This window comes from Corynebacterium epidermidicanis (genome assembly GCF_001021025.1).
Lineage (GTDB): Bacteria > Actinomycetota > Actinomycetes > Mycobacteriales > Mycobacteriaceae > Corynebacterium > Corynebacterium epidermidicanis.
This window is the reverse complement of record NZ_CP011541.1, coordinates 1434250-1454274: the sequence shown is the minus strand read 5'-3', so window position 1 is coordinate 1454274 and position 20025 is coordinate 1434250. Positions and strand designations below refer to the sequence as shown.

Sequence of the window (20025 nt, the reverse complement as noted above, 5' to 3'; positions counted from 1 at the left end):
GGCAAGTGTACGCGGTGCAATTTGCAAATTGGGGAATATGCGCGCACTATTGTTTCGTTACAAGTGATAGTATACCCTCCACTTAAATCTTGGAAATCGAAGGAACCAGTGTCCACTAACGAAGAAGCTGTAAGCCCTGAGTCACCCCGGGCCAGCCTCGCAGTGCGAAACCTGCAGTTGAAAACGGGTATGACCCTCAGGGATTTTGAGATCACCCGACCGTACACTTTGATCTGTACCGGGCGTGAATCCTCGGCCACCACCACAATGCTGACGCTCGCCGGTCGAATGCGACCAGCGCAAGGAGATATTATTCTGACGTCGAATCAGGGCGAGGAAATTCTCAATCCGCGGGCTCGGTCAAAACATATTGCGCTGGCTGGCGTCAACGAAATTGACACCCTAGATCGCAATGTCACTGTCCGGAGCTTGGTGCGGGAATCCGCCGCTTGGTCAAATCCCTGGTATGCGCGTACGCCGCATGATATCGACAAGATTGCACGCTGGCACGAGCTGCGCGAGCTGTTGAACTTTACCGGCGAGCCCTCTGCGCAAGCTGGCGAACTGACACCCTCGCAACGATTCAATCTGCGAATCATTCTGGCGCTCATGACTCGAGTTGAGCCGCAAATGCTGTTCATTGACGACATCGATCAAGTCCACAGTCTGGATATCCGCAAAGAAATTGTCGGACACTTGCGCGACGTGGCTGAAGAACTGCCCATCGTAGTGGCTTCGTCAAACCCCGATGTCGACCATGTTTTTGACGAGACAATCGCCATCTCGGATCTCAAGGAGCAAGCATGAACCTCTTCCATTTCGGCACGGAGATTCGCCGCTTTGCCCACGGAAAACTCCCGAAAGCCGCATTCGCCGTCCTTGTGTTACTACCGCTGATCTTCGGCGGGCTGTTCCCTTGGGCCTATTGGGACCCGATCGGTGGCATGAAAGATATGCCAGTTGCCATTGTTAACTCGGACGAAGGTGCCGACATTCTAGGTCAGCACATCAACGCCGGTGCGGAAATCCAGTCCGAGCTGTTGAAGAATGATCGGGTGAACTTCATTTCGGCAACCGCTGAAGAAGCAAGTCGTGGCGTCGCGGACGGAACCTTCTACTTCGCGTTAGAACTGCCAACGGACTTCTCTCGCTCTGTGGCCTCGGTACAGTCTGACAATCCGCATCCGGCGAAGCTCAATACCATCTACAACAACACAAATGGGTTGATCGCAACCGCCCTGGGTAACCAGGTGACTAACCAAGTGGTGTCCACGGTGGATGCCGAGCTCGGTTCACAAGTTACCGATAAGCTGCTGGTGGGATTCAACACCATCGGTGCCGGGATGCAGCAAGCCGCGGAAGGATCCGGAAAGCTGCACGATGGGGTAGGCACTGCACGCGAAGGTGCCGACAAGCTGGCGACGGGCAGCGGAGAACTCGCCAAAGGTGCCAACGAGCTCGATCAAGGAGCAGCCAAGCTGGCGACTGGTGCCGCCGAGCTAGACCAAGGCATCAAGAAGGCATCCGCCGGGGCAACTCAATTGAACACGGGCATGACCAAGCTGGGCGGAGCAACCGACCAACTGGGCAACGGCGCGAGCCAAATTTCTGCCGGTGTGGATCAGATCGTCTCGCTCGCACAAAACGCGGGCACAGCACAGGCACAGCTCACCGCGCCACTAGTCAACATATCCACCCAGCTCAAAACACTGGACGTCCCAGCGGCTCTGGATCTCGCAGCGCAAGTTGATGGACTTATCGCCCAAGCCAATTCCCAAGGCGTCGGTCCGGACTCTGATATTCAAGCGAAGTTGACCCAGCTCAAGAACGGTGCAGCCACGTTGGCATTCCAACTTTCCGACCCCACCGCGGAATACCGCGCCGGTCTAGCGCAAGCCACGGACGCCTCTGCGCAACTGGCCCAAGGTCTCACTCAGCTTTCCGACGGCTCCGGGAAACTCGTCGTCGGTACGCAAACGCTTAACGACGGCACCACGAAACTCGCGGGTGGCGCATCGCAGCTCACTGTCGGCGCTAATGCCTTGCGTGATGGCTTGGTGCAGCTCGACGAAGGCAGTGGCGAGCTCAGCCTCAAGCTTTCCGACGGCGCCCAGAAGGTCCCTGAACTCAGCGACACTCGACGGGCGGAAACGTCACAGGTCATCGGCAAATCGGTTATCACGTCGAACACCGGTCAGGAACTGACCAAGTTCGGTGTCGGCCTCACGCCATTCTTCGCGTCCTTGGCGATGTTCATGGGGGGCACCATCATGTTCCTGGTGTTGCGACCGTTCCAACGACGTGCGGTTGACTCCGGTATGTTCCCAGTCCGCGCAGCGCTCGCGTCCTGGTTCCCGGCGATTACGATTGGTTGCTTGCAGGCCACAGCAGTGTGGGCAGTCCTCACGTTCCTACTAGGGGTCAACGCCGCTCATTCGCTGGGCTTATGGATCGCGCTTTGCGGCATCTCGATCTCTTTCGTCTCGCTAACCCAGTCGATCAATGCCTTGCTCGGCCCTTCGGCCGGACGCGTGGTGTGTTTGGTGCTGATGGCCTTGCAGCTTGTGTCTTCCGGTGGCCTGTACCCGCCCGAGACTCAGCCTAAGTTCCTGCAGTGGTTCCATACTTTTGATCCGATTACATATTCGGTGAACTTGATTCGACAGATGATTATCGGCTCGAATTCCGCGCTTGACCATCGCTTGGGACAATCGATAACTGTGCTGGTAGCAGTGTTTGTAGCCGGGCTCACAATTTCTTCCCTGTGCGCGTACCGGGACCGCTTGATCCCGCAGCGAAAGCTTCACCCAGAGCTAAAGATCTAGTCCTGTAGCTTAAACAGACGTTAAGGGGTGTGGCTGATGAGCCAGACCCCTTTTCCAACCCTCAGAACCAGCCGATTGCTTTGCACCGCCACAATCAACGCCCCGGTGGGCCTGCGCTTTTTCGAAATTGCAGTCCCACCGGGGCGTTGATTTAGTTCTTAGCTAGTTCTAGCGGTATTGCTTCTTGCCGAGGGTGTCGCACGACTTCATCGTGCCTTCGCGGTAACCAGTCAGGAAGGCATTCATGCGTTGTTCTGAGGAACCATGCGTCCACAGGTCGGGGCGTACCTCGCCACCCGAGCGCTTTTGAATGTTGTCGTCGCCAACCGCGCGGGCGGTGTTCATGGCGTCCTGAACTTGCTGGTCGGTGATTGGTTCGATCAGAGCATCTGCTCCGTCGTCGGCGTGGTGAGCCCAGATGCCCGCGTAGCAGTCGGCCTGCAGCTCGATCTTAACCGCGTTGGAGTCCTGGCCAGGGTCGTTGTAATTGGAGAGACCGAGCGTGCCTTCCAGGTTTTGGATGTGGTGCCCGTACTCATGGGCCACGATGTATTCCTGCGCCAGTGGAGCGTTTTTGCCGCCGAATTTCTCAAGCATGTCAAAGAAGGAGACGTCGAAGTAGGCCTTTTGGTCACCAGGGCAGTAGAAGGGGCCCGTTTTCGCCGAGGCCATGCCACAGCCGGACAGCGTGGTGTCCTTGAAGACAACGACGTGTTCTGGGGCGCGGTATTCAATCCCAGCTTGCTCAGGAAGTACCTTGCTCCAAATGCGATCAACTGAGAGCTGGGTGGCCGCGACGCGACATTCCGCACGGTTATTGGCGTCTGCTCCTGTGTTGCAGCCTTCTAGCTGCTGGGCAGGTTGTTGTTCCTGTTGTTGTGGCGACCCCAGGATACTGCCGATGTCGGCAGGGTTGCCGCCTAGGAGCAAGAAGATGCCGACGAGTACCAGCGACCCAATACCGCCACCAGCAATCATGCCACCCCGGCCACCGCCACCAGTGCTGGCGCTGTGTCCGCTGATATCTGCGTCATTACGAAAAGTCATGGCTTAAATATAGCCAAACAGCGTTGGGTGCATCACTATTGCAGGAAATTGTTGCGCAGCTGAGACCAGATATTTATTGAGGCCGAGTGACAATGCGCAAGCCAGTCAGAGTAGGATATCCAAAGACAAAATAAGTACCTTTGCTGGAAGGACACGACTGCAAGTGTTGCGAACTCACCTCGCGGGAGAACTGCGTAAGGAATCCATTGGCCAATCGGTGACATTGACGGGCTGGGTTGCTCGTCGACGTGACCATGGTGGCGTTATCTTTATTGATATGCGTGACCGTTCTGGAATCGCACAGGTGGTTTTCCGGGAAAGCGCCGTCGCCGAGCTCGCGCACTCCCTGCGCAGCGAGTACTGCGTTAAGGTCACCGGTGTCGTGGAGGCTCGACCTGCTGGCTCGGAGAACCCGAACCTTGCTTCCGGCGATATCGAGGTCAACGTTAGCGAGTTGGAGATCTTGAACGAAGCAGCTGCGTTGCCGTTCCAGATCAACGATCAGTCCAACTCCGGCGAAGTCGGCGAGGAAACTCGTTTGCGCTACCGCTACCTCGACCTGCGGCGAGAATCCCAGGGCAACGCACTTCGCTTGCGTTCGGAAGTGAACAAGGCTGCGCGTCGCGTGCTCGATGAGAACGGCTTCACCGAAATTGAGACTCCAACGCTTACTCGCTCTACCCCAGAAGGTGCGCGCGACTTCCTCGTTCCAGCACGTCTGAAGCCAGGGTCATGGTATGCGTTGCCGCAGTCTCCGCAGCTCTTTAAGCAGCTGCTGATGGTCGCGGGAATGGAGCGCTACTATCAAATCGCTCGCTGCTACCGTGACGAAGACTTCCGTGCCGACCGCCAGCCAGAGTTCACTCAGCTCGACGTCGAGATGTCGTTCGTAGACCAAGATGACGTGATCGCGCTCGCTGAACAGGTCATTTCCGAAATCTGGAAGCTCATCGGCTATGAAATTTCCACGCCGATCCCACGGATGACGTATGCAGACGCCATGAAGTTCTACGGCTCCGACAAGCCTGACCTGCGCTTTGACATCAAGATCGTCGAATGTACCGACTTCTTCAAGGACACCACTTTCCGGGTGTTCCAAAACGACTACGTTGGTGCGGTCGTCATGGAAGGTGGCGCATCCCAGCCACGCCGCCAATTCGATGCGTGGCAGGAATGGGCAAAGCAGCGCGGTGCCAAGGGACTGGCGTACATCACCGTTGGTGAAGACGGCGAGCTAGGTGGCCCAGTAGCCAAGAACATCACCGATACAGAGCGCACCGGCATCGCAGCTCACGTGGGCGCAAAGCCCGGCGACGCGATCTTCTTTGCCGCCGGCGACGTTAAGTCTTCCCGCGCTCTGCTCGGTGCGGCTCGTGGTGAAATCGCCAACAAGCTCGGTCTTATCAAGGAAGGCGACTGGGCCTTTACGTGGGTTGTCGACGCACCGCTTTTCGAACCATCCGCCGATGCCACCGCGTCCGGCGACGTCGCGCTCGGCAATTCTAAGTGGACGGCCGTGCACCACGCCTTCACCTCTCCAAAACCGGAGTGGCTGGATTCCTTTGACCAGAACCCAGGGGACGCAACCGCATACGCCTACGACATCGTTTGCAATGGCAATGAAATCGGTGGCGGTTCGATCCGTATTCACCGTCGCGAAGTGCAAGAGCGCGTTTTCGCGGTCATGGGCATCACCGAAGAAGAAGCTCGGGAAAAGTTTGGCTTCCTGCTCGATGCATTTTCTTACGGTGCGCCTCCACACGGTGGCATCGCATTCGGCTGGGACCGCATCGTGTCCCTACTTGGTGGATTTGATTCAATCCGTGACGTCATTGCCTTCCCGAAGTCCGGTGGCGGCGTAGATCCGCTCACCGATGCGCCGGCGCCGATTACCGCGGCCCAGCGCAAGGAAGCTGGGGTAGACGCGAAGCCGAAGAAGGCAGCGGAGTAGTCCGAGAGGATTCTTCTTAGCCGAGAGCTGCGGTGAGATGGGGCGTCGATAAGCACAATGCTTGTGGCGCCCCGTCGTTGTGCTGGTGTATCCCGACACTATTCGGGTGGAGCGTGAGCTAGAGCACTTTGGTTTTCGGTGATAGTCAGGCAGAATAAGTCGTGCAAGAAGGCATAAGCCGGAAAGCGCAACAAGTTGGGAGAATGATGAAGCCGAGTGCAGACGAAATCGTCAGGCTTTCCGCCGAGTTACTCACGCGGAGGTTTGGGGGCACTCAAGCGTTATCCGAGGTCGAGGAACTGGGCGGTTCCGGCAACGCCGTGGTACTTCGGGCACGCGTGGCACCAAACCCGTTCCTGCAGCAGCGCTCTGTAGTCATGAAATACATCCCTGCTACCGGCGAGGGCATTGACGACGTCGCATTGGTGCGTGAAGTGGTGGCCTATCAGTTCACCAACTCCCTATCTGAGGACGTGCGGCCAAGTCCAGTGCTGTTGGCATACGACATTGACAAGCGCCTGATCGTGCTCACCGACGCCGGGCACAGCGACACCTACGAAGAACTGCTGGCCCATTCCGAACCAGAGTTTCGTCGTCAGCTCGTGCGTGACCTAGGTCAAGCAATCGGGAAGATGCATGCGGGCACTGCTGGGCGCGAAGATGACTTCAACGTTTTGCTCGGCCGAATGGTGAAAGCGCATCCGGACACCGCTGACCTGCAGGACCTGCGGGATATGTCGCTATTGGCGTCGATCGACATCGGGATGGACTTGTTGCGCTCATCTGGGGTGGCTATTCCGGAAGTCGTCGAAGAACTCGCCGGCCAAGCGAAACGCCGCCTCAGCTCTGGCCACCACCGTGCCTTCACCCCATTCGACCTTTCCCCGGACAATATCCTGCGCGCTGAACGCACACTGTTCCTGGATTACGAATGGGCGGGCTTCCGCGACGCTACCTTTGACGTGGCCTGCGTGATCGCTGGTTTCCCACAGTTCGTCTCGTCGCAGACCATTTCCGATCAAGAAACCGATGCCTTCGTTGAGGCGTGGAGCCGCGAAGTTCGCGAGATTTGGCCTCGGGTTGCCGAGACTGAACGGCTGCATAGCCGAATCGTGGCCGCTCTTATTGGCTGGGCCTTGGCGAGCGTCGCCTACCTGTACCACGGGTCGATGAACCAGGCGGTCTCGGTTGTCAGTGCGGTAGATAGTCTGGATGACTTCCCCGAGGTCGAGGTGGAAGCTGCCCTCACCGCCGAGGTGGAGGAAGACTTCAATCTGTTTACCGCCTCCTTCCTCAGCACGGGCACCGAGAGTGGCGTCTTGGCGCGTCGTGACCTTTTCGAAACCTTTGAGGCGCTGGCTCGTTTTGCGCAGCGGGGAGGGCAGTCAGAAATGACCGCGGTGCGCGATTTCGCACGGTCGGTGAGCGACCAGCTTGCAATTGCTGAGTTCTAGCTCCAGTCTTGACTGGAGATTCACACGTCGTGATTGGTAGGTGTTGGTTGTGAACCAAGATTCGCTGTTTCCTTCCGCGGAAACCCCTGGTCCGAACAGCCATAACGACGCCGCAGCGGGTCGCACGCACAGCTCTCACAGCCAGGACTATTTCCACCCCAGCCACGATGCCCCTTTGGCGGTGCGCATGCGCCCACGGAGCCTCGAAGAAGTGGTGGGCCAGGACCATATTTTGGGCCCGGGCAAGCCTTTGCGACGTCTGGTGGAAGGCTCCGGGGAAGCATCGGTCATCCTCTATGGGCCTCCTGGCACTGGTAAGACTACGATTGCATCCTTGGTCAGTGCTGCTACCGGTCACAATTTTGTGGGTCTGTCGGCGCTTAACTCTGGGGTCAAGGAAGTACGCAGTGTGATCGCGGATGCTCGCCGCGATCTCATTCACGGCATCAGAACCGTGCTCTTCATCGATGAGGTGCACCGGTTTTCCAAGACTCAACAAGATGCGTTGCTGGCCGCGGTGGAAAATCGAACCGTGCTTTTGGTGGCAGCGACCACGGAAAACCCGTCCTTTTCCGTGGTGGCCCCACTGCTATCACGTTCTCTACTCATCGAGCTGCATTCCTTGGACACTGAGGCATTGACTGAGGTGCTGCGGCGGGCGCTTGTGGATGAACGGGGGCTGGCCAATCGTATCCGCGCAACCGACGAAGCCATCGCCAACCTGGTCCAGCTTGCCGGCGGGGATGCCCGCCGAGCATTGACGTACCTTGATGCCGCCTCGGAGGCCGTGCCGGACGGCGGGAAGCTTACCGCAGCACTAGTTGCTGAAAACATCAACCGCGCCGTGACTCGCTATGACCGGGACGGCGACGAGCATTACGACGTAACCAGCGCATTCATCAAATCGATCCGTGGCTCGGACGTCGATGCGGCGTTGCACTATTTGGCCCGCATGATCGACGCCGGCGAGGACCCGCGGTTCATCGCGCGAAGACTAGTGATTTTGGCCAGCGAGGACATAGGGCTGGCCGATAACACCGCGCTGTCTACGGCCGTTGCTGCGCATCAAGCAGTGCAATTCATCGGCATGCCCGAAGCTCAATTGACGCTCGCGCACGCAACAATTCACTTGGCCACCGCGGCGAAATCCAACGCCGTTACTACTGCGATTTTCTCCGCGCTTGCCGACGTACGCCAGGGGAAAGCCTATCCGGTGCCAGCTCATTTGCGGGACGGGCATTATGAAGGAGCCAAGAAGATGGGCCGCGCGGTGGGCTATAAGTACCCACACGATGATCCTCGCGGGGTCGTCGCTCAGCGCTACATCCCCGAAGGGCTAGATACGGCGGTGTATTACCACCCCACCACACATGGGGCAGAGCAGCGACTGCATGACTTTTTGGGGCGCCTGCGTAGGATCGTTCGCGGCGACAGTTAAGCCAACGCAGTTTGGCATGTGTGTGTTAAGCCCGGCGACTAGACCGGGTAAAGTAGGCAATCGACTATTCGCAAATCGGAAAAGAGGACGCCCTCGTGCAGACCCATGAAATTCGGGAACGCTTCACTCAGCACTTCGTCAACGCCGGGCACACCGCGGTACCTAGCGCATCGTTGATCCTGGATGACCCCAACCTGCTGTTTGTTAACGCCGGTATGGTTCCTTTTAAGCCTTACTTCCTTGGGCAACAAAACCCACCGTTTCCGAACGGCACGGCGACGTCGATTCAAAAGTGCGTGCGTACCCTCGACATCGAAGAAGTGGGTATCACGACCCGACACAACACCTTCTTCCAGATGGCAGGTAACTTTTCCTTCGGCCAGTACTTCAAAGAAGGCGCCATCAAGCACGCATGGAGCCTGTTGACGAACCCCATCTCCGAGGGTGGTTACGGTTTCGACCCAGAGCGACTGTGGGTCACCGTCTACCTCGATGACGATGAAGCTGCCGAGATCTGGGAAAAGCAAGTCGGCGTCCCAGCTGAGCGCATTCAGCGCCTAGGCATGGCCGATAACTATTGGTCGATGGGCGTGCCAGGGCCGTGCGGACCCTGCTCCGAAATCTATTACGACCGTGGCCCGGAGTACGGAAAAGACGGCGGTCCGATTGCCGATGACAACCGCTACCTCGAAGTGTGGAACCTGGTGTTCATGGAGAATGAACGAGGCGAAGGCATCGGCAAAGACAACTTCGAGATCATCGGCCCGCTGCCGAAGAAGAACATCGACACCGGCATGGGCGTGGAGCGCATCGCCTGCCTGCTCCAAGGCGTAGATAATGTCTACGAGACCGATTTGTTGCGCCCAGTCATCGACATCGCTGAACAGCTCACTGGTGCAACCTACGGCACTGACGCACAAAACAACATTCGATTCCGCGTCATCGCCGATCACTCCCGCACCGCAATGATGCTCATCCTCGACGGCGTTACCCCCGGCAATGAAGGACGTGGCTACATCTTGCGACGACTGCTGCGCCGCATCATCCGCTCCGCGCGTCTCCTCGGAGCACAGGGGGAGACGATGGCCCAGTTCATGAACACGATCATGGACACGATGACCCCGTCTTACCCAGAGATCGCTGGGTCCCGCGAACGCATCCTCAACGTTGCGATCAACGAAGAAAAGGCCTTCCTGCGTACCCTCGAGTCCGGCACCAAGCTTTTCGACGACGCCGCGGCAGCAGTGAAAGCTGCCGGAGGCACTGAGCTCAACGGCGCAGAAGCGTTTGCGCTGCACGATACTTACGGATTCCCCATCGACCTCACTCTCGAAATGGCCGCCGAGGCCGGACTTAAGGTCGATGAAGCCGGCTTCCACTCCCTGATGGCCGAACAAAAGGCACGCGCTAAGGCAGACTCCCAAGCGAAGAAGCATGGCCACACCGACCTCAGCATCTACCGTGAATGGGTGGACGAGCACCCCACAGACTTTGTTGGTTACGACAACCTAGAAAGCGAAGCCAAGGTCTTGGGCATGGTTGCAGGTGGCGAAAAGCTCTCTGTGGCCACTGCCGGCCAAGAAGTCGAAGTGATTTTGGATGTCACCCCGATGTATGCAGAGGCAGGTGGCCAGCTCGGCGACCGTGGCTTGATCGTCGCAGGTGACGCCCGCCTGGTCGTCAACGACGTGCAGAAAATCGGCAAGAAGCTTTGGGTGCATAAGGCGGTTGTCGAAGGGGGCGACCTCGCCATCGGACACAGTGTCACCGCTAGCGTCGATAAGCAGTGGCGACACGCGGCTCGCCAAGCGCACACCGGAACGCACCTGATCCATGCAGCCTTGCGTCAGGTTCTCGGCCCAACGGCCGTGCAGGCCGGTTCGATGAACAAGCCGGGATACCTGCGATTCGACTTCAACTACACAGAGGCGCTGACCCCGGAGCAGCTGAAGGAAATCGAATACATTGCGAACCAGGCGGTCGATACCGACTGGCAAGTAAATACGATCGAGACGTCGCTTGATGAGGCCAAGGCCATGGGTGCGATGGCTCTCTTTGGTGAAAACTACGGCTCCCGCGTGCGCCTCGTCGAAATTGGTGGCCCGTTCTCCATGGAACTGTGTGGCGGCACGCACGTCGATCATGCCGCGCAGGTCGGTCCGATCGCGGTTCTGGGCGAGTCCTCTGTGGGTTCGGGTGTGCGTCGCATTGAGGCGTACTCGGGCTTGGATAGTTTCCAATACCTCTCGAAGGAGCGGGCTTTGGCAGCTGGACTAGCGGCGAGCATGAAGGCACCGACCGAGGAACTTCCAGAACGCATCGCGCAGCTGAGTGAGAAGCTTAAGCAAGCGGAGAAGGAACTGTCAGATTTGCGTCGTCGCGAATTGGCTGCGAAGTCCATGAAATATGTGGAAGCCGCGCACGACGTGAATGGATTCCGCGTCGTGGCCGCGCAACTGCCCGCAGGTGTAGCAGCGTCTGACCTGCGCACGATTGCTACCGAGATGAAAGACAAGCTTGCGGGTTCGGCGGCTGTTATCGTCCTCGGCGTCCAAGACGGCGAAAAGGCACCATATATCGTTGCTGCTACGCCTGCTGCGGTGAGCCGAGGAGTGAAGTCCGGTGACCTAGTCAAGGTCGTTGGCGAGTTCGTGAATGGCCGTGGCGGTGGAAAGCCAGATATGGCTCAAGGTTCCGGTACTAACGCGAACGGTCTCGCTGCAGGTTTCGAGGCAGTCAAGTCCGAGCTGGAAAAGCTGTAACTCTAGCGCCTAAGGGCATTGTCTACCCCGGCTCGCCATTCTTGGTGGGTCGGGGTCTTGTTTTGTTGCGATAAGTGCCTTTGCGGGTTAAGCCAATAACAGTGTGTCCGGTCGGTGTGTCGTCGGCGGTGCGGGTGTGCTGCATAAGTGCTATGTCGTCGCTTCGGCGTAGTCCGACTACGTAGAGCAGCGTTTTTTAATGAATAAAATCCCACAGCGGTAGTCCGACTACACCGAAGGGACGACATCGAGCGGGCTACGGCTCCCAGACAACAGTAAACACTGGCTTCAGGCCCACAACGCTGCGGAAATCACGCAGCAGAGACACACTTTTCTTTACTTACCCCAAGTAGCCACGGAATGCGCCTCATTTTGGGCAATCTCAAGGCAATCGGCGAAAGTTGGGTGGTGCCACCAAGAGGGTTGCCGTCGGCGCGGAGTCACGGAAGTCCCTGCGGCGAATTTCACCGCACTCAAGGGCCACTTTTGGGTAAGTTAGTGCTGCTTTGGTGTGGCCAAGTATCACGAGCTAATGGCACCGACCTCAACTTCGCGGTATCAATTCCCGCACAATTCGACGATATAGCTGTCATTGCGTTCAACAGCTCGTATTAATTCGCGTAGTGGCTCCGAGATCTTCAAAAAGTCCATGACACGCGGGGCGTAGTCTCCCCGAAGCCCTGGAAAAACAGTTAGGTTGAATAAAGCGATGAGGGAGAGGACAGCGTGACGTGGTAGAACCCGACATTCCCGGCGAGAACGACCCAGGCCCTGGGCGTCGTCTTGGTGTGGACGTAGGTACCGCCCGCATTGGTGTGGCCTATTCCGATCGCATGGCTACGCTGGCGATGCCCCTTGAGACTGTGTGTCGCGAAACTGGTTTAAAGGACCGGGATAAGGGTGATATTGACAGGCTCATCGAACTCATTGAGGAAAACGAGATCGTTGAGGTAGTCGTCGGTTTGCCGCGCGACCTTAAAGGAAACGGCTCGGTGAGCGTAAAACATGCTAAAGAAATCGCGTTCCGCATCAACCGTCGTATGGGTGGCAATTTCCCGGTCCGGATGGCAGATGAACGCCTGACCACGGTCGCCGCGATGAACTCGCTGCATGCGGCGGGGCGGACGACGAAGAATTCCAGACACATCATTGACCAAGTGGCTGCCGTAGAAATTCTGCAAACCTGGCTAGACACACGAAATACCAATCTCGCGAAAGGCTAAGCAATGCAGCGTCGAATGGAACCTAAGTACCGCAAGCGCCGGGAGCGCGGCCTGGCGGTACTTGTAGCAGCATTGTTGCTGATGATTGGCTCCGTCATTACGGTGGGCTACATGCGCGCGAACCCTCCAGGACCAGGCGACTATTCGGGTGCTGGCAACGGCAATTCGGTGATGGTGGAGATTTCGGAAGGCTCTACAGTTTCCGAGCTGGGCCCAACCCTGGTGGACAAAGGCGTGGTCAAGTCCAATGCGGCTTTCCAAAAGGCAGCGGGAGCGAACTCCAAGGCGGCGTCGGTAAAGCCCGGCTTCTATCGCTTACAAGAAGGCATGAGCGCCGAGTCCGCGGTTGCTGCGCTGGTGGATCCAAAGAACGCAGTTGAATTGCTGCAGATCCCAGGCGGGCAAACGCTTTCCGACGTCCGCGTGATCGGTGGCCAAACCCGGAAGGGAATTTACTCCTCGATTGAGCAGGTTACCTGCAAGAACGGCAGTAAGTGCGTTAAAGTAGCAGATCTTGAACGTGTGGCGTCCACAGCGGATCCGGTAAGCCTGGGTGTTCCACAGTGGGCATTGGAAGCAGTCAATAAGCGCGGAAATGATCCGAAGCGCCTGGAAGGCTTAATTGCACCGGGTCAGTACGTGATCAATCCGGAGCACGATGCGCAGAGCATCCTCAAGGATTTGGTGACTCGTTCTGCGGAGCAATACGCCAAGACTGACATTGTTGCTCGTGCACAGGCTGTGGGTTTGACCCCGTACGAGGTGCTCACCGCAGCTTCCCTGGTGGAACGGGAAGCACCAGCTGGCGACTTCGACAAGGTTGCGCGCGTGATCCTGAACCGCTTGAAGGAACCTATGCGGCTGGAATTCGATTCCACGGTCAACTACGGCCTGCCCGAGCAGGAGGTTGCCACCCGCGATGAGGATCGCAAGCGCGTTACCCCGTGGAACACCTACGCCAAGGACGGACTGCCGGAGACTCCCATTGCCTCTGCCTCGGAGAAGGCCCTCAAGTCCATGGAGAATCCAGCCGCTGGCGACTGGCTATTCTTTGTGACAATCGACAAGCAAGGGACGACGGTGTTTAACCGCGATTTCGAGGCGCATCAGCGTGACACCCAGCGTTCCATTGACAACGGTGTGCTTGATAGCGCTCGTTAGGCCGACCTCGCTCCAAAAGGAAGAACCAATGACGCAGCTCGCGGCAGTCCTCGGCAGTCCCATCAGCCATTCGTTGTCACCCGTTTTGCATAACGCAGGCTACGCTGCTCTTGGACTCGACTGGCGATATCACGCAATTGAATGCACCGCGGAGGAGTTGCCGGGGCTCGTTGCAAAGCACGCAGATCACGCGGGTTTTTCTGTCACGATGCCAGGCAAGTTCGCCGCCCTCGCGTTTGCAGATCGGGCCACAGATCGGGCGCGTGCGATCGGTTCGGCGAACACCCTGGTGCGCCTTGACGACGGCTGGCTGGCTGACAACACCGATGGCCTCGGCGTCTTGGGTGCATTGGCGGAGCTTGGCGGGGAGTTTCGCGAAGTGACGCTGTTGGGTGCAGGTGGCACGGCGCGAGCAGTGGTTTGGGCCCTGTCGCAGTTAGGTGTCAGCAAGATCAACGTGCATAACCGTACTGATCGCGCTGCCGAACTAGCTGAGGTCGCTGATGTCGAGATTACTTGGCAGCCGCTGGACGCTGGCGACCTGGACGGTGACCTCATCATCAACACTGTGCCGTCTCGGTCGCTACCGGATTTAATTCCGCATGCGCCAGTGTTCGATGTGATCTACGACCCCTGGCCCACCGAATTGGTCCGTCGGGCCCCCCAGGCCGTGGGTGGGCACATCATGCTGGCGCATCAAGCTTTCGCTCAGTTCGAGTTGTTTACTGGCAAGAGGGCCCCACAGGCGGAGATGTTCGCTGCGTTGGAGGAGGCGTTGCGGATACACTAACCAGCGTGGGGGAGACACTTTTATTTTCGGGGATCATTGTCTGGGCCACGGCACTGTGTGGCTATGACGTTTGCTTTCAGCGCCTGCCCAACTGGCTGACTGTACCAGCCGCGATGATAACAATTGCCCTAGCTGCAGTGAATTGTCCGTGGACGGTGGCCGGAGGTGTGGGGTGGGCGGCTCTCTACTTGCTGGGGCGCACCGGTGGTGGGGATGTAAAACTTGCGTTGAGCTTGGGGGTGGTCGCTGCCTCGCACGGTTTGGTGGTCTGGTGGTGCGCGGTCACATTGGCGAGCGTGACGACAGTGCTCATAGGCGTGGTTACTCGTCGGAGGCGTTTGCCCCATGGGCCCTCGATGCTCGTCGCTACCTTTCTGGCGCCTAGTTTTGTGGGTGATCTTGAGTCGGGGGCCTACCTAAAGGGGGTTTTTGTGTCTTTGGCTTAGCCACTTATGCGACAATGACCACATGCTTCAATGGACAACAGCAGGGGAATCGCACGGTCAAGCACTCATCGCCATGGTGGAAAACATGCCGGCGGGTGTATCACTGTCCAGCGTTGAGGTCGCCAAACAATTGGCACGTCGCCGTCTTGGCTATGGTCGTGGTGCCCGAATGAAGTTTGAGGCCGACGAAGTCACGCTGCTCAGCGGCGTGCGTCTGGGTAAGACACTCGGCAGTCCCGTGGCCATCATGATCGGCAATACCGAATGGCCAAAGTGGACCACGATCATGTCCGCGGACCCTGTTGATCAGGCGGACCCAGAGATTGAGGCTGCATTTGCTTCTGGCCGTGGCGCTCGCTTGACGCGCCCTCGGCCGGGACATGCTGACTATTCCGGCATGTTGAAGTACGACTTTGATGATGCCCGCAATGTGCTCGAGCGCGCTTCCGCTCGTGAAACTGCAGCTCGGGTGGCCGCGGCAACTTTGGCCCGCAATTTCCTCGTCGAGGCATTGGGAGTCCATGTGGTCTCTCATGTCATCTCGATTGGTGCCTCAGAGCCATACGCGGGGCCGTTGCCTACTATCGACGACGCAGAAGCGATTGATGCTTCACCCGTTCGGGCGTTTGGCAAGGATGCTGAGGCTGCCATGGTGGCAGAGATCGATGCTGCGAAGAAGGCTGGCGATACCCTTGGTGGTGTCGTAGAAATCGTGGTCCACGGGCTACCAGTCGGCTTGGGTACGCATGTGGCTGGGGACCTAAGACTCGACGCCCAACTAGCGTCCGCGTTGATGGGTATCCAAGCTATCAAGGGTGTAGAGATCGGCGATGGTTTCGCGCAAGCGCGCCTGCGTGGTTCCCAGGCACACGATCAGATCATGCGAGAAGACGGCCAAGTCAAGCGTTTGAGCAATCGTGCTGGTGGCTTGGAAGGTGGCATGACGAATGGGGAAGCTTTGGTAGTCCGCGCCGCGATGAAGCCCATCTCTACTGTGCCGCGCGCATTGCGCACCATCGACATGGCATCGGGAGATGCTGCTAACGCAATTCATCAACGCAGCGATGTATGTGCAGTACCCGCAGCCGGAGTGGTCGCAGAAGCCATGGTCGCATTGGTATTAGCCCGCGCAGTGCTGGCGAAATTTGGCGGCGATAGCCTCGAAGAAACAAAGCGAAACATCGCAGGATATCTTGCTGCCGTGGAACAACGGTTGGAGTTTTAGATGACGGAACCTGCACAGAGCCCAGTGGCCGTGTTGGTGGGCCCTCCCGGGGCAGGAAAAACGACGATTGCTCGTCGATTAGCGCGAGCGCTAGCCGTAGAAGTGGTGGATTCAGACGACTTGATCGCGCAACAATTTGGCGAGCCCTGTGGCGACGTTTTTGCGCATCTCGGCGAGCAGAAGTTTCGCGAGGTCGAGGCGGCTTGTGTGGAACAGGCGCTGGCCAGCCCCGGTGTCGTCAGCTTGGGTGGCGGTGCGGTTTTGACCGAGCACACTAGAGAGCTCCTAGACGATCACCAGGTCATTTGGCTGGATGTATCGGCGGAAGATGGGGTGCAGCGGACGTCGGGAAGCAATCGCCCGGTGTTGGATAGTGATGATCGCCAAGCGCATTACCTGCAGCTGTTGCAGGACCGGAACCCCCTTTATCGGGAGGTAGCGAGCTTCCGGGCAAAAACAAGTAACCGAACTCCACAACAAGTGGTCGCTGAGGTTCTATCCTATTTGGAAACGCATAACTAATTGGGAAAAGGAAAACGATGCAGATCTCGGTGACCGCCGCCAGCCCGTACGAGGTGCACATAGGACGCGACCTGACCGAACGCATCGTGACGCAGATCGGTGATCGCAAGGCACTTCTGGTCCGCCAACCACAGTTGCCCGGCATGGCTGATCTTCCGGAGTTCGTGGTGCCGGATGCCGAGGAAGGCAAGTCCGTTCAGGTGCTTTCCGCTGTCTGGGATCGGCTCGCCGAGCTGGAGTTTGGGCGCAGGGACGTCATCGTCTCTCTGGGCGGGGGAGCTGCCACCGATCTCGCTGGCTTCGCTGCTGCTACGTGGATGCGGGGGATCCCGGTCATTCACGTGCCTACCTCGTTGCTCGGCATGGTTGATGCTGCAGTTGGGGGAAAGACGGGCATTAACACTCCTGCTGGGAAGAATCTCGTTGGCAGCTTCCATGAGCCAGAGGCAGTTTTCGTTGAGCTGAACTATTTGGATACCCTGCCGGAAGCCGAGTACATCTCGGGTATGGCTGAGATCATCAAGGCTGGTTTCATCGCGGATCCGGAAATCCTTCGGGTGTTTGCTGCTCAGGGTACTGATGCAATCGAGGAACTTATCGCCCGCGCGATCTCAGTCAAAGCCAAGGTCGTCTCGGCGGATTTGAAAGAGGCCGGAGAGCGGGAAGTCCTCAACTACGGCCACACCTTCGGCCACGCCATCGAAAAGGTCGAAAACTACTCCTGGCGCCACGGCAACGCAGTCGCGGTGGGCATGATGTTCGAAGCTGAGCTAGCCCACGCACGCGGAATATTGGCCAGCGAGGTAGTCGACCTGCAACGTGAGTTACTCACCAAAGCTGGACTACCAGTGACCTACCGGCTTGGGCTTTTCGACGACCTATTGGCCGCCATGCAGCTGGATAAGAAGAACCGCGACGGCCACATCCGCTTTGTCGCACTCACGGCCGTGGGTGAGACCACCCGGATCTCCGGACCCAGCATAGCCGAGCTACAGGCGGCCTACGCAGCGATTTCGAGAGAGGGGAATGGACGATGATTCTGGTACTCAATGGCCCGAATTTGAACCGCCTGGGCAAGCGCGAGCCGGAGATCTATGGTGCCACCACCCTCGAAGATGTCTGTACTGGTATCGAACGGCTGGCCACCGAGCTGGGTGTGGACATCGAGTGCCGCCAAAGCAACCACGAGGGCCAGCTGATCGATTGGGTTCATGAGGCTGCCGACGCCGGGTGGCCGATCATTATTAACCCGGGCGGGTTCACACACACCTCGGTCGCGTTACGTGACGCGTTGGCCGAGGTAGCTGGGGGTGCTGGGTTCATCGAGGTCCATATTTCCAATGTGCATGCTCGTGAACCGTTCCGAGCACACAGCTATCTCAGCCCGCTGGCGCGGGGGGTCATCGTAGGCTTAGGGATTCAAGGGTACGAACTTGCGCTGCGGGCGACCGTAGCACGTGAAGGAGCATAACAATGACAAGCTTTGCAGACACTCGCTTTAGCAACCGCCGCCGTGCCTTAGCGTCCGCCATCGCAGCGCAACGTCTCGACGCTATTTTGGTCACGCACCTCACTCACGTGCGCTATCTGTCGAACTTTTCCGGGTCCAATGCGGCCTTGTTAGTAAATAAGGATCTCACAGCGCGAATCTGCACGGATGGTCGTTACACTACACAGATCGCTACCGAAGTGCCTGATATCGAGGCTCTGATCGAGCGAAACAGCGCAGTTGCCCTCTTGGGGACTGTCCAGGGGCCACGTCGAGTGGGGTTTGAAGCAGACTACCTCTCCGTCACTCAACTTGAGAAGCTGCAGGCCGCCGCGCCGGAAGACGTACAGTTGGTGCCCGTCAGTGGTGTCATTGAGAAACTTCGGTTGGTCAAGGACAACCTGAGCCAGCAGCGTTTGCGCGATGTGGCAGCTCTGGCAACAACGGCGCTAGACGATCTGTTGACCGCTGGTGAACTAGCTGTTGGGCGACGCGAGATCGACGTGGCTGCCGACTTGGAATACCGGATGCGCAAGCTCGGAGCGGAACGGCCGAGCTTTGACACCATCGTGGCTTCCGGCCCTAATTCCGCTAAGCCACACCATGGGGCTTCAGATCGAGTGATAACCGCAGGTGACCTCGTAACCATTGACTTCGGTGCACATGATCGTGGTTTCAACTCTGACATGACGCGTACCTTCGTCATGGGGCACGCCGATGAATTCGCCGCCGAGATTTACCAAGTGGTGCTGGAGGCCCAGCTGGCTGGCGTGGCCGCGGCAACACCAGGCACGCAGCTCGTTGACGTCGATAAGGCCTGCCGAGACATCATCGAGGCGGCCGGCTACGGCGAGTACTTCGTGCATTCTACCGGCCATGGGTTGGGTTTGGATGTCCACGAGGCACCGTATGCGGCGCAGACCGGAACTGGCGTGCTGGCTGCGGGCATGACGTTGACGATCGAGCCGGGGATTTATGTTCCTGGTCGGGGTGGCGTGCGCATCGAAGATTCGTTACTGATTACTGACGGCGCGCCTGAGATCATTACCATTATGAGCAAGGAATTGACCATAGTGTAGTATGAAACGGCTAAGTTCAAGTTCGGTAAGTAGGGAGAAACACAAGCGTGGCAACCACCGCTGATTTCAAAAACGGTCTCGTGCTGAAGATGGAAGGTAAGCTTCAGCAAATCATCGAGTTCCAGCACGTCAAGCCGGGCAAGGGCCCTGCATTCGTCCGCACCAAGCTCAAGGATGTGGTCTCGGGCAAGATCATCGATAAGACCTTCAACGCAGGTGTGAAGGTTGAGACCGCTACCGTTGACCGTCGCGACATGACCTACCTGTACTTTGACGGCACCTCCTACGTTCTCATGGATGCCAAGACCTTCGACCAGGTCGAGCTTGCTCCGCACCTCATGGGTGACGGTGCTAAGTTCCTGCTCGAAAACATGGTTGTTCAGGTGTCCTTCCACGAGGGCGAGCCACTATTCGCTGAACTGCCAATCTCCGTTGACCTGAAGATCGAACACACCGATCCAGGCCTGCAGGGCGACCGTTCCACCGGTGGCACCAAGCCGGCAACCCTGGAAACCGGCGCTGAGATCCAGGTGCCACTGTTCATCGAGACCGGCAATGTGGTCAAGGTAGATACCCGCGACGGTTCCTACCTGTCTCGCGTCAACGGCTAACC

The 20025-nt window shown here is 58.0% G+C and carries 17 protein-coding genes; 16 read left to right on the top strand and 1 reads right to left on the bottom strand.

Annotated features, from left to right (window positions below):
- The first annotated feature begins 108 nt into the window (after nucleotides 1-108).
- Both CEPID_RS06755 and CEPID_RS06750 read left to right on the top strand, forming a co-directional pair.
- Nucleotides 109-807, top strand: a complete 699-nt coding sequence (locus tag CEPID_RS06755; RefSeq protein ID WP_047240324.1) for a hypothetical protein — start codon at nucleotides 109-111, stop codon at nucleotides 805-807.
- A complete protein-coding gene (locus CEPID_RS06750) occupies nucleotides 804-2825 on the top strand; it encodes a YhgE/Pip domain-containing protein (protein ID WP_047240323.1) in 2022 nt (673 codons plus the stop codon). Before CEPID_RS06755 ends, CEPID_RS06750 begins: the two co-directional genes overlap by 4 nt.
- A 168-nt stretch (nucleotides 2826-2993) precedes the next feature.
- Here CEPID_RS06750 and ypfJ read toward each other — a convergent pair whose 3' ends face one another.
- Nucleotides 2994-3872, bottom strand: a complete 879-nt coding sequence (gene ypfJ, locus CEPID_RS06745) for a KPN_02809 family neutral zinc metallopeptidase (RefSeq protein ID WP_047240322.1) — start codon at nucleotides 3870-3872, stop codon at nucleotides 2994-2996.
- A gap of 163 nt (nucleotides 3873-4035) precedes the next feature.
- Between ypfJ and aspS the strand changes: the two genes are divergently transcribed.
- The 14 genes from aspS to efp all read left to right on the top strand — a co-directional run bounded on the left by aspS (nucleotide 4036) and on the right by efp (nucleotide 20023).
- Entirely contained in the window at nucleotides 4036-5823 is a 1788-nt protein-coding gene (gene aspS, locus CEPID_RS06740) for an aspartate--tRNA ligase (RefSeq protein ID WP_047240321.1), read from the top strand.
- A gap of 203 nt (nucleotides 5824-6026) precedes the next feature.
- Nucleotides 6027-7277 (top strand): phosphotransferase family protein, encoded by a 1251-nt coding sequence (locus CEPID_RS06735; RefSeq protein ID WP_236684219.1) that lies wholly within the window; start codon nucleotides 6027-6029, stop codon nucleotides 7275-7277.
- Between the two features lie 49 nt (nucleotides 7278-7326).
- Nucleotides 7327-8715 carry a replication-associated recombination protein A gene (locus CEPID_RS06730; protein ID WP_047240319.1) on the top strand — a complete coding sequence of 463 codons (1389 nt, stop codon included), beginning with the start codon at nucleotides 7327-7329 and terminating at the stop codon, nucleotides 8713-8715.
- Nucleotides 8716-8810: 95 nt separating this feature from the next.
- Nucleotides 8811-11477, top strand: a complete 2667-nt coding sequence (alaS, locus tag CEPID_RS06725) for an alanine--tRNA ligase (protein WP_047240318.1) — start codon at nucleotides 8811-8813, stop codon at nucleotides 11475-11477.
- Between the two features lie 731 nt (nucleotides 11478-12208).
- The gene (ruvX, locus tag CEPID_RS06720) at nucleotides 12209-12700 is read left to right on the top strand and encodes a Holliday junction resolvase RuvX (RefSeq protein WP_047240317.1); all 492 of its coding nucleotides are present in this window, start codon (nucleotides 12209-12211) and stop codon (nucleotides 12698-12700) included.
- 15 nt (nucleotides 12701-12715) lie between these two features.
- A complete protein-coding gene (mltG, locus tag CEPID_RS06715) occupies nucleotides 12716-13861 on the top strand; it encodes an endolytic transglycosylase MltG (RefSeq protein WP_083984508.1) in 1146 nt (381 codons plus the stop codon).
- Between the two features lie 28 nt (nucleotides 13862-13889).
- On the top strand, nucleotides 13890-14651 hold the full coding sequence (locus tag CEPID_RS06710) for a shikimate dehydrogenase (RefSeq protein ID WP_047240315.1): 762 nt from the start codon (nucleotides 13890-13892) through the stop codon (nucleotides 14649-14651).
- Nucleotides 14652-14656: 5 nt separating this feature from the next.
- Nucleotides 14657-15097: a prepilin peptidase gene (locus CEPID_RS06705; RefSeq protein ID WP_047240314.1), complete on the top strand. Its 441-nt coding sequence runs from the start codon at nucleotides 14657-14659 to the stop codon at nucleotides 15095-15097.
- A gap of 22 nt (nucleotides 15098-15119) precedes the next feature.
- Complete coding sequence (aroC, locus tag CEPID_RS06700) at nucleotides 15120-16322, top strand: chorismate synthase (RefSeq protein WP_047240313.1); 1203 nt, start codon at nucleotides 15120-15122, stop codon at nucleotides 16320-16322.
- Nucleotides 16323-16844, top strand: coding sequence for a shikimate kinase (locus tag CEPID_RS06695; RefSeq protein WP_047240312.1), 522 nt, complete (start codon nucleotides 16323-16325; stop codon nucleotides 16842-16844).
- Between the two features lie 17 nt (nucleotides 16845-16861).
- Entirely contained in the window at nucleotides 16862-17881 is a 1020-nt protein-coding gene (gene aroB, locus CEPID_RS06690) for a 3-dehydroquinate synthase (protein ID WP_047240311.1), read from the top strand.
- Complete coding sequence (aroQ, locus tag CEPID_RS06685; RefSeq protein WP_047240310.1) at nucleotides 17878-18315, top strand: type II 3-dehydroquinate dehydratase; 438 nt, start codon at nucleotides 17878-17880, stop codon at nucleotides 18313-18315. The genes aroB and aroQ overlap by 4 nt, the downstream gene beginning before the upstream one ends.
- Nucleotides 18316-18317: 2 nt before the next feature.
- Nucleotides 18318-19412 (top strand): aminopeptidase P family protein, encoded by a 1095-nt coding sequence (locus CEPID_RS06680; protein WP_047240309.1) that lies wholly within the window; start codon nucleotides 18318-18320, stop codon nucleotides 19410-19412.
- 47 nt (nucleotides 19413-19459) lie between these two features.
- Nucleotides 19460-20023, top strand: a complete 564-nt coding sequence (gene efp, locus CEPID_RS06675; RefSeq protein WP_047240308.1) for an elongation factor P — start codon at nucleotides 19460-19462, stop codon at nucleotides 20021-20023.
- Nucleotides 20024-20025: the final 2 nt, after the last annotated feature.

Excerpts from the sequence above, each read along its gene's own strand:
- CEPID_RS06750 (WP_047240323.1), top strand. The coding sequence starts at position 804 with ATGAACCTCTTCCATTTCGGCACGGAGATTCGCCGCTTTGCCCACGGA.
- ypfJ (WP_047240322.1), bottom strand. The coding sequence starts at position 3,872 with ATGACTTTTCGTAATGACGCAGATATCAGCGGACACAGCGCCAGCACT.
- CEPID_RS06735 (WP_236684219.1), top strand. The coding sequence starts at position 6,027 with ATGATGAAGCCGAGTGCAGACGAAATCGTCAGGCTTTCCGCCGAGTTA.
- mltG (WP_083984508.1), top strand. The coding sequence starts at position 12,716 with ATGGAACCTAAGTACCGCAAGCGCCGGGAGCGCGGCCTGGCGGTACTT.
- CEPID_RS06710 (WP_047240315.1), top strand. The coding sequence starts at position 13,890 with ATGACGCAGCTCGCGGCAGTCCTCGGCAGTCCCATCAGCCATTCGTTG.
- aroC (WP_047240313.1), top strand. The coding sequence starts at position 15,120 with ATGCTTCAATGGACAACAGCAGGGGAATCGCACGGTCAAGCACTCATC.
- CEPID_RS06695 (WP_047240312.1), top strand. The coding sequence starts at position 16,323 with ATGACGGAACCTGCACAGAGCCCAGTGGCCGTGTTGGTGGGCCCTCCC.
- aroB (WP_047240311.1), top strand. The coding sequence starts at position 16,862 with ATGCAGATCTCGGTGACCGCCGCCAGCCCGTACGAGGTGCACATAGGA.
- aroQ (WP_047240310.1), top strand. The coding sequence starts at position 17,878 with ATGATTCTGGTACTCAATGGCCCGAATTTGAACCGCCTGGGCAAGCGC.
- CEPID_RS06680 (WP_047240309.1), top strand. The coding sequence starts at position 18,318 with ATGACAAGCTTTGCAGACACTCGCTTTAGCAACCGCCGCCGTGCCTTA.